A 14,319-nucleotide genomic window follows, 5' to 3' on the forward strand; every position below is an offset into this window, starting at 1 on the left:
AGCGTTCATGACCGACACGGACGGGTGGTTCGCGGACGGAGACCGCGATACTCCCGACGCGCTGGCGACCGCGGTCCGGGAGGGGAGCGCCGACGAGCCCCGCGACTGGCCCGCCGTCGCCGTCGATTCGGGGTTCGCGACCGACGCGGACGACTACTACGAGGCGCTGAAAGCGGCGACGACGGCCGCGACGCGAGCGGCGGTGACCGACCGCGAACGGGCCGACGACCGCCAGCTCGTTCACGCGGTGCGGGCCATGGACGACTGCGCCCGGACGGCCAACGAACTCGCCGAGCGGTTGGCCGAGTGGGCCGGCACCGTCGATCCCGAGGCGGGGACCGGCGTCGAGTACGCTCGAGCGGTCGCGAGCGGCGAGGCCGGTGACGCCCTCGAGGAGCCCGCCGTCCGATCGCTGGCCGAACGAGTGGCCGGCCTCGCGGACGAGGCCGACGAGCTACGGTCGTTCCTCGAGCAACAGACCCCGGCCGTCGCGCCGAACCTGTCGGCGCTGGCCGATCCCGTGCTGGCGGCCCGGCTGATCGCACTGGCCGGTGGCCTCGAGGAACTGGCGAAGAAACCCAGCGGGACGATTCAGGTGCTCGGCGCGGAGGACGCCCTGTTCGCCCACCTGCGGGGCCACGCCCCCTCTCCCAAACACGGGATCATCTACACGCACGACGCGGTTCGGGGAACCCACCCCGAGAACCGCGGCTCAGCGGCGCGAGCGGTGGCCGGCAAACTTGCAATCGCCGCGCGCGTTGATCACTATTCGGGGGAGTCGAAGCCCGAACTCGAGGCCGAACTCGCCGAGCGGATCGAGACGATTCAGGCACGAACGACTGACGGCGACGGCGGGGACGACGCCGCGACCGACGGGGGTGCCGACGATGAGTGACCTCCCGGCGGGCGTCGAGCGCCGCGAGTTCGACAGCACCGAGCGACTCGCAACTCGAGGGGAGCCCGTCTATGGCGAACCGACCGAGGGAGAGTGGCGCGCGTGGGATCCCCACCGGTCGAAGCTCGGAGCCATGCTCGAGTTAGGGATGGACACCGGCCTCGAGGGTGGCGAGACCGTCCTCTATCTGGGGGCCGCCAGCGGGACGACGGTGAGCCACGTGGCCGATTTCGCCGGCCCGACCTACGCCGTCGAGTTCGCCGCGCGGCCTGCTCGGGACCTGCTCGAGGCGGCGGAATCGCGCGAGCGGCTCTTTCCGCTGCTGAAAGACGCCCGGAAGCCCGAGAGCTACGCCCACGTCGTGGAGTCCGGCGTGGATGTGATCGTCCAGGACGTGGCCACGCGCGGGCAGGCGCGGGTGGCGCTCGAGAATCGGCGGTTCTTGGCCGAGGACGGGCGGTTGCTATTGGCTGTGAAAGCGCGGAGCGAGGACGTGACCCGAGAGCCGGAAGCGGTGTTCGCGGACGTTCGCGAGGAGTTGAAGGAGGGGTACGAGGTTTTGGAGGAGAGACGGCTCGAGGCGTATCACGCGGATCACCTCGGGATTGTCGCGCGGCCGCGGTGAGTTAGCTTCACCGCAATTTCGGTCCGGTAGCGCCACGCTGATCAGTCGTAATATTCACACGTCATTGTCGTCATATCGCACCGGTCTGTGGTGCCCCTAAGGGGGCAGGGCAATTGCGCGGCGCGCAGAGCGCGCGCCGTGCTGAAGGAAAGACAAACTGGCTGATACCGGACAGTACAACGGCGCTGACCTACTGGTAGGAGAAAACGGAACCTCGATAACGAGTGTTGTCGAGTCTGCTTAGGAGGGAAGAGAGTAGACTACGACCGAGCGCTAAGCACAGGTCAAGTGGATAACGTAGCAGCAATCGAACTACCGAACTGTTGCCAAAAACAAAGGATAGTTCAGCAAGCAGTTCTCGGTGACTCCGGCAGATTGCTACTAAAACAGACACACCGTGTGTTGTGTTTATTGGGTGGGAGCTATCGAACGGATGATTTTGATGTATCCGTCGGGGTCGGTCGGTTTTTCCTTTACCAAATCCGCCTTCGTCGAGGGTAGATGGCCGGTCCCCTGCTTCGCTTTCGAGCCGGTTAGTATCACTACCGGGATATGAGAATAATCTCCCTTGATAGCCCTCAATACTTCTCTCCCAGTTGTTTGCCGGAGGTGCCAGTCGAGAAACACGAGGTCAGGCTCGGGTACATCTGGGTACTCCCCCCGTTGGTGAATGAAATCCACACCTGCCGCACTCGTCGAGACACTATGGACTGTCACATCGAGCGAAGAATTGCTGACCGTCTCTTCGACGAAGCGAATATCAGCCGGGTTATCATCCACTAACAGGAGGTCGTTCACTCTTCCCGGGGAGTCGGGGTAGTTTGATGTTTTCACGGTTTGCTCTCTCAGAACACGTTTGAATGTAGCCTTATTCGACGGGTAACACCGTTAGGGCTACTTTTGGATATACAACAGCCTTTAAGCGTTTAGCGATTCGATTTATCCGTTTCAGAAAGGGTACTCCCGAGGATGTGTTTCGTCCCACGGCGAAGCCGAGACGCGATGGCCTGCTGGGAGATTCCGAGTTCGTCGCCAAGTTCTTCCATCGTCACCTCACGTGGGGACTCGAAGTAGCCGCGCTCGTAGGCGAGTACCAGTGCTTCCTGCTGTGTATCAGTGAGTGCTGCCTCGGTTCCGGTCTCGACCGGAGTCAGTGCGTGCAGTTCCGTCAGCGTGACCGGAATGTCCAGTTCTCGACACCGAGAGTGAAAGGTTGCAACATCGCTTCGAGTGTCCCCGCGAATGTCGAACGTCCACTGCTGGTTCGTGCCGGTCGCCTTAATGAGCGGGATGTCTGTCTCGGTCAGCACACTCAGTACGTCGTCGTATTCGAGTAGCCACTCGACACGCAGGAGATACTCATCCTCGACGGAATCGACGAGTTGGATTTGCTTCACACCCGGATGGTCAGAAAATTCCCCTTCAACGCCCTCGACTTCCGTTCCTCGGACCCAGAAGTAGGGAATCACCACGTCACGCGACGGAATCAGTCGTTCGAGTTCGACCGTTACGTCCGGTAGTTGTGTGAATACGGTGCCGAGGGGGAACTGATCGGATGGAACGGTAAAGGTAGCCTCAGTAGCCATTGTTCGAACGATGTCGCGTTGGCTGTAAAAACCTCCCATAGAGTAGTGAGCCCGAACGATTCCGCAAATCCGCTCTTGTTGCTCCCGACTTGCTAACTACGCACCGTAGTTATCGCGGTGTTCAGCTATCTCTGGGTGAATAGAAGACGTTGAAGCATCATTCCGATTCGACCCCTCGGGGTTGCATGTCGACAGAATCCGATTCCCGAATATGCACACGAGTCACAACTTATCGTGTGTATGCGTTGAACCGAGTCGTTGTCTGAGTCACTGCTGGCACCTTAGTGATCAACATACTTCACCGGTTTTGTGCGTAACAGACTGTCCAGCAAGTCGAGAACGGAGAAGTTCGGAAGCTGTGTGTACGAGTCTGAGTAATTGGTTACTCTCGAGGCGCTATCTGACTCACGTCTAGTTCGCCATCCAGATATGAAATGCCGTCTTCGGTGACCGCATACACACCGTTTCCGAGATTCTTCACGAGGCCGTGCGGCCGAAGATAGTCTCGGCACCGTCGGCCGAGATATTCTGCGCCGAATTTTATCCGTTCATCTCTTTCCATTTTCGAGGGCGGATGAGGCCCTTCTTCCTCGAGAAATTCCAAGATTCGGTCATCGGCCCTGACCATCCACTCCGCATCCAATCTCATTACCCTGAATACGGTTCAAACCCGCCTATAACACCCGATTAATACATTTTTGTTTGTTTTAGACTACCCTGATACGCGTGCTAGCAAACTATTAGTAGGTCTAATCTAATGAATATTAGACAAGGGCTGTGTATATGTCGCTCGGACAGCCTCGAAAGCGGCCGGCCGATGTTTCAGACACCGATCCACGAATAACGACTAAAACCCCTCCAGAAGCCATGCACGACGATTCGCAAGACCCTGAGTATCCCGCTCGAGCGGACGTATCGTCCACCAACTACCCACCCGCAGACGGCCGGTGTGCGTGGATCGACCTCACTGGCTTCCAGCGCGACTGTCTCGAGGCCGTCGCCCGTTGCGAGCGCGACGGCGTGGTCCCCGACGAACGCGCGATCACCGACACGCTCGAGCGCGCCTACCCCGGCGTCGACCGCACCCGGCTCGAGTTCAATCTGCGGCCCCTCGTCGGACTCGGTCTCCTCGAGGAACGACGACTCGAGGCCCGCGGCGACGCCTATCCGCTCACCGACGCCGGCCGCGCGCTGCTCATCCAGCGCGCCGAGCGCTTCGCGGACGCCTGCGGGATCGCCGCGTTCGACTCCGAAACTGGTGGGGCGGGTGCTCGAGGTGACGGCGAGGGATGAGCGGGGCTCGAGATCGGGCGCCGAAGCGGTGTCCCGACTGCGGTGCGGTCATCGACCGCGATCCGCTGATTGGCTGGTGGCTCTGTGACGACTGCGCGCTCGCGGTCGACGCCCGCGGGCGACGGCTCGAGTGATCGGTCGAGTGAGATCCGTTCTGGCCGTCGCATCGTCGGATCGGTGAGCCGGTCGTGCTCTCTCCCATCCCGAATCTGTACCGATCGAATTCGCTCGAGGACGACGATCGAACGTGTACGTCCCCCAGCAGGCTTTTGCGAACGGCACTGGTACCGTCGGGTATGAGCCTCACCACCGACGACTTCGCCGAATTCATGGCCGATGATCCGGCGGACGACGAGGATGTTCCCCTCGGTGACGCACTCACCGAATTGGCCGTCGAGGTCGATACCGATGCTGTGGAAGCGGTTCGGGACGTCCGCGAACACCTCTGAAACTCTTTCTCGATACGAACGTCATCGTTGCCGCCGTCACCAACGACACTGACCGATCAGAAACTGCCGTTCGAGTGCTCAACGGCTTCGAAGCTACGAAAACACGGTGCAGAGCGACCGCAAGATCTAGTCTGAGCCAATCGTAGTCGAGATCGAATTACCGGTAGCATCGTCGTATAGCCCTCCATCGTTTCCGAGGCGAACTTTCAGTCCGCATCTAGTCCTCCAATGTGACGTGAGAATCTGGCAGCACAGAACATGACACCACCGGAATATACATAGTGGCCCCCTCCCCTCCATCTATCGTATGGCACGCTATGCTGAGGAGTGCTGTGCCGACTGCAATGGCAAAAAGATCAGACGCTCGGACGGCTCCGTGTGGTGTCCGAACTGCGCACTCTTTAGCCCGAAACAGGAGGCCTCGTAACATAGCCCACAACTGGCCCCACGATCCTATTATACAATAACGAATATAAGGGTGTTCGTGGTACGCCGTCGTGGTATGTCAGCACACCCCACGTTAGGTGACACGCTCGAGGGGACAGTCGAGCGCCATCCCGACCGCGACGCGATCGTCTATCCCCGCAAGGACCAGCGCTGGACCTTCGCGGAGTTCGACGAACGCGTAAATCGGCTCGCGAACGCGTTGCTCGAGGCCGGCATCGAGAAGGGAGACAGAGTCGCCACGGTACTGTACAACGGCTCGGAGATCGCACTCACCGTCTACGCGTGCGCGAAGATCGGTGCCGTCTTCACCCCGCTGAACTTCCGCCTGCCGGCCGGCGAGATCGAGTACATCATCAATGACGCCGCGGCAGAGATGGTCCTCTTCGAATCCGATACTCGAGAGTCGGTCGAGGGGGCGCGGCCGAACCTCGAGACGGTCTCGGAGTACGTCTACATCGACGACGACCGCGACGAGGTGCCGGAGTACGCGAGCGGGTTCTACAGTATGCTCGAGTCGGGCTCCCCGGAAAAGCCCGACGTGAACGTCGACGAAGACGACGTGTACGCCTTCATCTACACGTCCGGGACGACGGGTCGGCCGAAGGGTGTCGTCCACGAACACCGGGACATGATCGAGCACAACCTCCTGTGCATCGCGGAGGCGAACATGACCCGCGACGACGTCGGCCTCTCGATGATGCCGCTGTACCACTGCGCTGAACTCCACTGCAACCTCTTCCCGCGGGTCCACCGCGGCGCGGCCAGCGTGATCCACCACGAGTTCGAACCCGACGCCGTGCTCGAGGCGATCGACGAACACGACGTCACGCTCGTCTTCGCCGCGCCGACCGCCTGGAACGCGCTCTCGATGACCGCCGCCGAGATGGACGCCGACGTCTCGTCGCTCAGACTCGGCCTCTACGGCGCGGCACCGATGCCCGAACAGGTCCTCGAGAACTGCCGGGAGCACCTCTGCGACGACTACCTGCAGGCCTACGGCATGACCGAGATCGGCCCCGCGGGCGTCTTCCAGCCGCCGGAGGACCAGCTCTCGAAGCAGGGCTCCGCTGGCCTGCCTGGGCTCAACCACCGGCTGCGGATCGTCGAACCCGACGCGGATCCGGATCAGGAGGTCGACGACGGCGAGATCGGCGAGATCCTGATCTCCAGCCCGTGTACGATGCGCGAGTACTGGAACCGGCCCGAGGCGACCGCCGAATCCCTCCGCGAGGCCGACGGGACGACGTGGTACTACACGGGCGACCTGGGCTACCAGGACGACGACGGCTACCTCTACGTCGTCGACCGCAAGGACGACATGATCGTCTCCGGCGGCGAGAACGTCTACCCGGCCGAGGTCGAGGACGTGTTGTTCGCCCACGACGCCGTCGAAGAGGCGGCCGTCGTCGGCGAACCCGACGAGGAGTGGGGCGAACGGATCGTCGCGTACGTGGTGGCCGACGGCGTCGACGCCGCGGACCTCGACGAATTCGTCCTCGAGAGCGATCGGCTCGCCGACTTCAAGCGCCCGCGGACGTACTACTTCGTCGACGAGCTCCCCAAGAACCCAAGCGGCAAGGTCCAGAAGTTCAAGCTCCGCGAGGACGAGGCGGCCGTCGAGCCCGAGGCCGAGACGGTCTCGTCCTGACGCGCCGCGATGAGCGGTCGGCCGGAGCGCGAAGTTCCGGTCGTCCGCACCGACTCCAAACCGTATTTACTGTCGGGGCCAGAAACACGGGACGATGGAACGCGGGTCGCGAGAATCGTTTACGCGCATGGGAACGCTGGGGATCGAGGAGGAGTGTTTCGTCGTCGACGAGGACGGCCGCCCCACCAGCGGGACCGACGAACTCGTCTACGAACACGACCCGCCCGAGATTCTCGAGGGACGACTCGATCACGAACTGTTCAAGTTCGTTATCGAGACGCAGACGCCGTTGATCGAGGAGCCCGACGACGCGCGCGACTCGCTGTTGGCGGTGCGGCGAGCGCTGGTCGACCACGCCGAGGCACACGGCTTCCGGATCGCCGCCGCCGGCCTCCACCCGCTGGCGAAGTGGCAGGAACTCGAGCACGCCGAGAAACCGCGCTACCGCGCACAGCTCGACCGCATTCAGTATCCCCAACACCGGAACACGACTGCGGGCGTCCACGTTCACGTGGGCGTCGACGACGCCGACAAGGCGGTCTGGATCGCCAACGAGCTGCGGTGGTACGTCCCGGTGATGCTCGCCCTCTCCGCGAACTCGCCCTACTGGAACGGGTTCGACACCGGTCTCCAGTCCGCCCGCGCGAAGATTTTCGAGGGGCTGCCCAACACCGGGATGCCGACCCACTTCGAGGACTTCGAGGAGTTCGATCGGTTCGAGCGGCTGATGCTCGAGACCGACTCGATCAACGACCGCGGCGAGCTCTGGTACGACGTGCGCCCCCATACCGCCCATGGAACCGTCGAACTCCGCGCGCCGGACGGCCAGGCCGATCCCGATGTCGTGCTCGCGTTCGTCGAGTACACCCACGCGCTCGTCGAAGCGCTCGCCGAGGAGTACGAGGACGGCGCGAGCGGCCACGAACACCGCCGCGAACTGCTCGACGAGAACAAGTGGCGGGCCATCCGGTACGGTCAGGACGCCGCCTTCATCGACCGCGACCTCGAGGGCACCGTCGACCTCGGCGAAGTCGTCGACCGCGAGTGCGAGCGCCTCGGGATCGACGGGATCAAAGACGTCTACGAGCGCGAGAGCGGGGCCGATCGGCAACGTCGCCTGCTGGAAAACGAGGGGTCCGACGCCCTTTGCCAGTCGCTGTTCCTCCAGACGGAGTGACCGCTCCGCAAAGGTTTAACTCCGCTCGAGGCCTCGTCCTGTACGAGAAGCCACATGAGTTCCGACGACACTGACGAGGGTCCGGTCGACGGTACGGACGATCGAGACGAATCGCTCGAGGGACCGGCCGACTTCGTCGAGACCGACGCGGAGGACCCCGGTCGACGCCCGGCCGTCGAGGAGCTCGACCAGCGGATCGTCGATCTGCTCTCGTGGATCCTCGACACGGAAACGCGCGCGAAGATTTACGTTTACCTGCTGGCCAACCCCGGGAGCACCTCCGAAGAGGTCGCGAAGGGGACCGGGCTCTATCCGAGCACCGTCCGCGAAGCCCTCGCAGAGCTCCACGACGAGGAACGGGTGACGCGGGAAAAGCGCGCCAGCGAGGGGGCCGGCAACAACCCCTACGAGTACACGGCGATCCAGCCCAGCGACCTCGTCGGCGGCGTCGCCGATCAGGTCCAGCGAGAGCTCAACACCATCTTCACGCTCGACCGCGTCCTCGACCGGGAGAGCGACCGCGAGCCGCGAGCCGAACTCGAGGAGGACGTAGAGCCCGTGAAGATCACCGTCGACGATACCGCGCCGACGCTGGGCGACGAGCCGGCGTCGGACGACGAACCGGAGACCGACGACGACGCCGACGTCATCGAGTTCGAGGACGACGTGCAGATCGACACCGTCGACACGGAGGCGGACGAAAGCGCGGACGACGAGAGCGACGATTCCGAGACGGGCACGGCGGACGAATAAACGTTCGAGTTAGGCCTCGGGTTCGAGGATATCGGGCCGCACGAGTTCGAGGTCGCCGTCGATCGCTTCGACGGTCGTCGTCGGCCAGCGGTCAGTCGTCGTTAGCACCACGATATCGTCGTCGGCGACCAGCACGGTGTCTTCGCTTTTCGCGCCCTGTACGGTCGGGTTCCACGCGTAGGCCATCGGCGCTTCGACCGGCGCGTCGTGGCCCGGTGTAGCGATCCACTCTCGGCCCGCGAAGCCGGCCGCGCCGCCCTGATGGTGGTGTTCCCACTCGCCCTCGTGACCGACCGCGGCGTAGGCGTCCTGAATGGCGTCGAAAACGTCGCCAGCCGTCCCGTCGGCCGGATCGTCGCCGTTCGCGGCCGCCCGCGTCGCCGCCAGCGCCGTCGCTTCGACGCGAGCCGCGGCCTCGTGGCGCTCGGCGAGCCACTCGGGCGGGTCGAACGCGACGGTCCGGGTGCAGCTCGCGTGGAGGCCGTTCCGCTCGGCGGTGACGGAGACGAGGGCGTAGTCGCCGAGCTCGGCCCGCGTCGGCGTGTAGTGGCGGTACGCCTGCGCTCGCTCCGCGCCGCCGACGAGGACGACCGGGGCTTCGATCTCTCGCGCCGAGAGCGCGATGCGGAGGGCAGACGCGACTTCGTGTTCCGTGTCCTCGGCTTGCAGTTCTCGACAGACCGACTCGACGGCGGCCGCCGTCTCCCGGCCGAGTTCGCGATACCGCTCGCAGTCGCGCTCGGTCAGCGGCTGGCGCAGCGGCGTCGGATCGACCCGCTCGAAACCGGGAATATCGATATCGGCGGCCGCTCGCCCGTCACCGACGCGCTCGGCGATGGCGTCGGAAAGCGACGAGGCGTGCCAGGGGAACCGCTCGATCTCGACCGCGCTCGTCTCGAGGTCGGGCAGTTCCTCGCTGACGATGCGGTCGGCCTCGATGTTGTCCGTGACGAGGGTCACCTCGTCCCCGTCGTAGCCGATCGCAGCGACGCCGGCGTCGGTCTCGCGGTCGACGACGTTGCTCCCGCCCGTGAGCCACGCAAAGGAGTTCGGCCGGGCGAACCAGACCGACTCGAGGTCGTGAGACTCGAGGAAGGCCTCGAGTCGCTCGCGTTTGTCCATGTCGGGTGCTGGCGAGGACGGTCCTTGAATCCGACGAACGGGAAGCCGTCGGTCGGCGTGAGTGTTCTCGGTGGAACGGCGACGGGTTCGACGATTCCCGCGAGATCGGACGACTCGGGCAACCTAAGTACGGCCCGTCCTAACTCCCGCTGAACGACCGTGTCGTACGATAATCACACGCCCGACTCGAGGCTTCGATCGCTGATCGGCCGATTCGGCTATCCGCACCTGCTGACCGCCACGCTCGCGCTGGTCGCGGCGACGATCCTGCTCGGCGTCGCAGCGAAGGCGACTGGCTCCGGGCTGGCCTGCGAGGCCAACTGGCCCCGGTGTGACGGCGGCCCGTTCAACCTGCTCCCGGCGAACCTCCCCAGTTTCTACGAGTGGTTCCACCGCTTCGTATCGATGTTCGCCGGGTTCGCCATCGTCGGCTCCGCGCTCGCCGCCTGGCGGCTCCCCGACGTCGACCGCCGCATCACCGGCCTGGTCGTCTTCGGTATGTTCCTGACGCCGGTGCAGGTCGCGCTCGGCCGCCAGACCGTCAAGCAGTACACGATAGACATCCTCTCGCTGCACTTCTGGACGGCGGTCACCATCTTCACGCTGTTCCTGATCGCCACGGTCCTCGTGTGGGCACCGCGACTGACGGGTACTCACGTCACCGCCGCGCTCGCGTTCGGGATCGTCGCGCTGCCGGCACACCTCGTCCTCAGCCCGGCTATCGAGGCCGGGATCGCGATCTACTCGCCGACGATGCAACTGACGATGTACGCCGTCAGTCTCACGCTGCTCGGCGCGGCCATCGTCGCCGCGATGATCGGTCGCCGGCGCTTTACCGGTCGCGCCGTCACCCCGCTGACCGCCGCACCGCCGATCGCGGTCCTCGTTCTCTTCTTCGGCCGGCAGGCGGTGAACCCGACGCTCGAGGTGCCCTACCTCGTCGCTGCTGTCGCGCTACTCGCGACGTTCGTCGCGGGACTGGTGCTCACCCGCCGCGGCGAGTCGGCGAGCGGAGCAGCAGACGCACTCTCACCGTAGCGGGTCGCTATACCTTTCTGAACGCGCATCAGCCGAGTACGAGAACGAGAGAGAGGCCGGCGACAACGGCAGCGACGCCGAGGCCGAAGAGGCCGTAGTTCGTGATCGGGTTCGCGGCGGTCGTAAGGTGGAGGGAATACCGTCGGCGCGAGAGGGGCCAGAACGGTCGGATTCCCATCGGCGTCAGCGCATCGACGAGGAGGTGCGAGCCGATCGAGACGACGCCGACGAGAAACGCAAAGGAGACCACGCTGGCACCGACGAACGCCGAGCCACTGTCGACGAGGACGGCAGTTAGAGCGGCGAGCCCGGCGCCGACCAGGAGCGCGAACGCGACCGTATGCGTCGGGCCGCGGTGTTCGATCAGCGGTAACCGATGGTCGTAGTCGGGCAGCGTCGACAGCATCACGCAAACGAGGCCACCGACGATCGCGATGTCCCCGTGCCCACTCAGGGTGACGATGGTGCCAAGCGGCGTGTACGCTAGCAATGCACCGCCGTAGTGGCCCACCTGATACATGTATAGCATGAGACGGACAATCAACTTATAAACTCACCTTACTGCCGACGATCGCGGTCCCCGGTCGTCTCCGGTAGCCACCGCCGCCGGTGTTCCGATATCCGTTCCTCGTCCGGCGTCGTCGGGGCCACGGGGGCGGGCCGGGCCACAGGCAGTGAATCGGTCGGTACCGACCACTGCTGTTTTGGCCGCGCGTTCCCTTTCCGATACCGTGGAAAACGTCACTGACAGGACGAGCAATCCGTTCGGTATGCGACCGCCCTGGGACCGCTCCGATCCCGGCGACCGGACGGCCGTCTTCGGCTACGGTGACGCCAACGCCGACTTTCACGTCATCGGCGACTATCCCGGCGTTCACGGGGGCGAATCGACCGGAATCCCGTTCACCGAAACCGAGAGCGGAGCCGCGGTTCAGGCCGTCCTCCGCGAGGTCGGCTTCGCGAGCGGGCCGCGAGATGCACCCGTCCTCGAGAACTGCTTTCTGAGCTACGTCCACATGTGCAGCCTTCCACACGGAGAACGGCCCACGTCGGACGGCTACGCCGACCTCGAGCGGTTCTTCGACGCCGAACTCCGTGCGATCGACGCCCACATCCTCCTGCCGGTCGGCCGCCACGCGACGGACCACGTTCTACGGGAGTATACGACCCAGCGGGATCGACTGGACCTCGACATGGCGGCCTTACACGCCCGCGAGGTTCGAGGGCGCGGGTTCCTGGTCGTTCCGATCAGGGATCCCGAAGAGTGGATCGACGGCGACCGGGCGGCGATCGTCTCGCGGCTCGAGGCGCTGCTGGCGAGCGATTACCGACAGACGAAAGGCGTCGCGACGACGGTCGGCTAGACGTCCGTTTTCGGCGCGAACACCACCAACGCCGTGCTCTCCTCCATCGCGTGCGGTGAGATGTCCTGATCGCCGTCGAACCGGACGACGTCGCCAGGTTCGAGGTCGTACACGTCGTCCCCGAGCGTGAGCGCGAGCGAGCCCTCGAGGAGGTGCAAGACGACGTTCGAGTCCGGATGGCGATGTTCGGGAACGCGCTGGTCGGCCTCGAGGCGGAGCCGTACCGTTCGCGGTGATCGCTCCCCGAAGACCTCGGCGTGGGGCGTCGATTCGAGGGCGTCCAGTGTCGTGTGCTCGGGCATAGCTGATCGGTGACGGTTCTCGGACTTGAACGTGCGGCCGAATTCGTTCGGGCCGTATGCCGACGAAATGCTGACGCTCGGCGTCGGCTGCACGCGGGCCTCGACGGACCGTCAGAGCGACCGCTCGCAGATATTGCGTTAACATTAAGCGTATATTTGGTATACACTTGCTGTATGGAGGTTGTCAACCCGGCGACCGGAGAGCGAGAGGAGACGGTCGAGGAACACACCGAATCCGACGTCGAATCGGCCCTCGAGGATGCGACGGCGGCCTACGGGGAGTGGCGCGATCGGCCGATCCGCGAGCGCGAGGAGTTGCTCGCGGCCGCGGGCGAGGTGCTCCGCGAGAACAAACGCGAGTACGCCGAGACGATGACCCGAGAGATGGGCAAGCCGATCTCGCAGGCGATCGCCGAGATCGAGAAGTGTGCGTGGGTCTGTGACCACTACGCGGAACACGGCAGCGCCTACCTCGAGTCCGACGGACACCCGAGCCCCCCAGGGTCGTCCGTCGAGACGGTCTACGATCCGCTTGGCCCGATCCTGGCGGTGATGCCGTGGAACTTCCCGTTCTGGCAGGTGTTCCGGTTCGCGGCCCCACATCTCACCTCGGGCAACGTCGGATTGCTGAAACACGCCTCGAACGTCCCCGGCTGCGCGCAGGCCATCGAAGACGTGTTCCGGAAGGCCGGCTACCCCGAAGACGTCTTCCAGACGCTGCTGATCCCCTCCGATCTGGTCGACGACGTCATCGAGGACGAACGCGTCAAAGCCGCGACCGTCACCGGCAGCGGACCGGCGGGCCGCGCCGTGGCCTCGACGGCGGGCGACCAGCTCAAGAAGTCGGTCCTCGAGCTGGGCGGGAGCGACCCGTTCGTCGTCCTCGACGACGCCGACATCGAGGACGCGGCGGAAACAGGCGCGTGGGCGCGAAACCAGAACGGCGGCCAGTCCTGCATCGCCGGCAAGCGATTCCTCGTCCACACCGACGTCTACGACGAGTTCCTCGAGCGGTTCGTCGACGAGGTCGAGTCGCTGACCGTCGGCGATCCGATGGACGACGAGACCGACATCGGCCCACAGGCACGCGAGGATCTCATGGAAGAACTGCACGAGCAGGTCGAGGCGAGCGTCGAGGCAGGCGCCGAGGTGCTCACCGGCGGGGAGCCGATGGACCGCGACGGTGCGTTCTACCCGCCGACCGTCCTCGCCGACGTTCCCGAGGGCTGTCCGGCCGACAGCGAGGAGACGTTCGGTCCCGTCGCCGCCGTCTACGAGATCGATAGCGAAGACGAACTCGTCTCGAAGGCGAACGACACCGAGTTCGGCCTCGGCGCCACCATCTGGACGGAAGACCGCGAACGCGGCCGACGCCTCGCCCGCGAGGTCGACGCCGGCTGCGTCTACGTCAACCAGCTGGTCAAGTCCGATCCCCGCGTCCCCTTCGGCGGGGTCAACGACTCGGGCTACGGCCGCGAACTCGCGCGTGAGGGCATGCTCGAGTTCGTCAACCGGAAAACGGTCTGGGTCGAGTAACGGATCGCCGGACCGACACCGACGGCTGCCGTCGTCCTTTATATACTGTCGGAGAACATGTTCTCGGTCTTTCCCGTCCCGTAA

General features: G+C 64.4%; 16 protein-coding genes and 1 pseudogene. 12 read left to right on the top strand and 5 right to left on the bottom strand.

The features are described from left to right. Positions 1–7 precede the first annotated feature (7 nt). Positions 8–895 (top strand): NOP5/NOP56 family protein, encoded by an 888-nt coding sequence (locus NDO75_RS23585; RefSeq protein WP_310909078.1) that lies wholly within the window; start codon positions 8–10, stop codon positions 893–895. Continuing rightward, the gene (locus NDO75_RS23590; protein ID WP_310909079.1) at positions 888–1,520 is read left to right on the top strand and encodes a fibrillarin-like rRNA/tRNA 2'-O-methyltransferase; all 633 of its coding nucleotides are present in this window, start codon (positions 888–890) and stop codon (positions 1,518–1,520) included. The genes NDO75_RS23585 and NDO75_RS23590 overlap by 8 nt, the downstream gene beginning before the upstream one ends. 408 nt (positions 1,521–1,928) lie before the next feature. On the opposite strand, the gene NDO75_RS23595 is transcribed toward NDO75_RS23590, so the two are convergent. Continuing rightward, positions 1,929–2,354 (bottom strand): response regulator, encoded by a 426-nt coding sequence (locus NDO75_RS23595; RefSeq protein ID WP_310909080.1) that lies wholly within the window; start codon positions 2,352–2,354, stop codon positions 1,929–1,931. Positions 2,355–2,446: 92 nt separating this feature from the next. Continuing rightward, positions 2,447–3,106 carry a helix-turn-helix domain-containing protein gene (locus NDO75_RS23600; protein ID WP_310909081.1) on the bottom strand — a complete coding sequence of 220 codons (660 nt, stop codon included), beginning with the start codon at positions 3,104–3,106 and terminating at the stop codon, positions 2,447–2,449. 867 nt (positions 3,107–3,973) lie between these two features. On the opposite strand from NDO75_RS23600, the gene NDO75_RS23605 reads away from it, so the two are divergent. From NDO75_RS23605 to NDO75_RS23630, 7 genes and pseudogenes are all read left to right on the top strand, one after another. Continuing rightward, positions 3,974–4,399, top strand: a complete 426-nt coding sequence (locus NDO75_RS23605) for a PadR family transcriptional regulator (RefSeq protein WP_310909082.1) — start codon at positions 3,974–3,976, stop codon at positions 4,397–4,399. Then, positions 4,396–4,533, top strand: a complete 138-nt coding sequence (locus NDO75_RS23610) for a hypothetical protein (RefSeq protein WP_310909083.1) — start codon at positions 4,396–4,398, stop codon at positions 4,531–4,533. The genes NDO75_RS23605 and NDO75_RS23610 overlap by 4 nt, the downstream gene beginning before the upstream one ends. Before the next feature lie 162 nt (positions 4,534–4,695). Beyond that, positions 4,696–4,848, top strand: coding sequence for a hypothetical protein (locus NDO75_RS23615; RefSeq protein WP_310909084.1), 153 nt, complete (start codon positions 4,696–4,698; stop codon positions 4,846–4,848). Continuing rightward, a pseudogene (locus NDO75_RS27815) lies at positions 4,845–4,952 on the top strand (VapC toxin family PIN domain ribonuclease); the annotation flags it as partial. The gene NDO75_RS23615 and the pseudogene NDO75_RS27815, both read left to right, overlap by 4 nt. Before the next feature lie 398 nt (positions 4,953–5,350). Beyond that, the gene (locus NDO75_RS23620) at positions 5,351–6,943 is read left to right on the top strand and encodes a fatty acid--CoA ligase (protein ID WP_310909085.1); all 1,593 of its coding nucleotides are present in this window, start codon (positions 5,351–5,353) and stop codon (positions 6,941–6,943) included. Positions 6,944–7,037: 94 nt separating this feature from the next. Beyond that, positions 7,038–8,120 carry a glutamate--cysteine ligase gene (locus tag NDO75_RS23625; protein WP_310909086.1) on the top strand — a complete coding sequence of 361 codons (1,083 nt, stop codon included), beginning with the start codon at positions 7,038–7,040 and terminating at the stop codon, positions 8,118–8,120. A 54-nt stretch (positions 8,121–8,174) separates the two neighbouring features. Then, a complete protein-coding gene (locus tag NDO75_RS23630) occupies positions 8,175–8,873 on the top strand; it encodes a helix-turn-helix domain-containing protein (RefSeq protein WP_310909087.1) in 699 nt (232 codons plus the stop codon). 9 nt (positions 8,874–8,882) lie between these two features. Here NDO75_RS23630 and NDO75_RS23635 read toward each other — a convergent pair whose 3' ends face one another. Continuing rightward, a complete protein-coding gene (locus tag NDO75_RS23635) occupies positions 8,883–9,995 on the bottom strand; it encodes a M24 family metallopeptidase (protein WP_310909088.1) in 1,113 nt (370 codons plus the stop codon). A gap of 159 nt (positions 9,996–10,154) precedes the next feature. On the opposite strand from NDO75_RS23635, the gene NDO75_RS23640 reads away from it, so the two are divergent. Next, the gene (locus NDO75_RS23640) at positions 10,155–11,033 is read left to right on the top strand and encodes a cytochrome oxidase assembly protein (protein ID WP_310909089.1); all 879 of its coding nucleotides are present in this window, start codon (positions 10,155–10,157) and stop codon (positions 11,031–11,033) included. 28 nt (positions 11,034–11,061) lie between these two features. On the opposite strand, the gene NDO75_RS23645 is transcribed toward NDO75_RS23640, so the two are convergent. Next, positions 11,062–11,553, bottom strand: a complete 492-nt coding sequence (locus NDO75_RS23645) for a metal-dependent hydrolase (RefSeq protein ID WP_310909090.1) — start codon at positions 11,551–11,553, stop codon at positions 11,062–11,064. A 250-nt stretch (positions 11,554–11,803) separates the two neighbouring features. Between NDO75_RS23645 and NDO75_RS23650 the strand changes: the two genes are divergently transcribed. After that, a complete protein-coding gene (locus NDO75_RS23650) occupies positions 11,804–12,397 on the top strand; it encodes a uracil-DNA glycosylase family protein (RefSeq protein ID WP_310909091.1) in 594 nt (197 codons plus the stop codon). On the opposite strand, the gene NDO75_RS23655 is transcribed toward NDO75_RS23650, so the two are convergent. Next, positions 12,394–12,699, bottom strand: a complete 306-nt coding sequence (locus tag NDO75_RS23655) for a cupin domain-containing protein (protein WP_310909092.1) — start codon at positions 12,697–12,699, stop codon at positions 12,394–12,396. The genes NDO75_RS23650 and NDO75_RS23655 overlap by 4 nt on opposite strands. 174 nt (positions 12,700–12,873) lie before the next feature. Between NDO75_RS23655 and NDO75_RS23660 the strand changes: the two genes are divergently transcribed. Beyond that, positions 12,874–14,235, top strand: coding sequence for an NAD-dependent succinate-semialdehyde dehydrogenase (locus NDO75_RS23660; RefSeq protein ID WP_310909093.1), 1,362 nt, complete (start codon positions 12,874–12,876; stop codon positions 14,233–14,235). Positions 14,236–14,319: the final 84 nt, after the last annotated feature.

The organism is Natrinema sp. 1APR25-10V2 (assembly GCF_031626495.1).
In the GTDB taxonomy this organism is placed as follows: domain Archaea; phylum Halobacteriota; class Halobacteria; order Halobacteriales; family Natrialbaceae; genus Natrinema.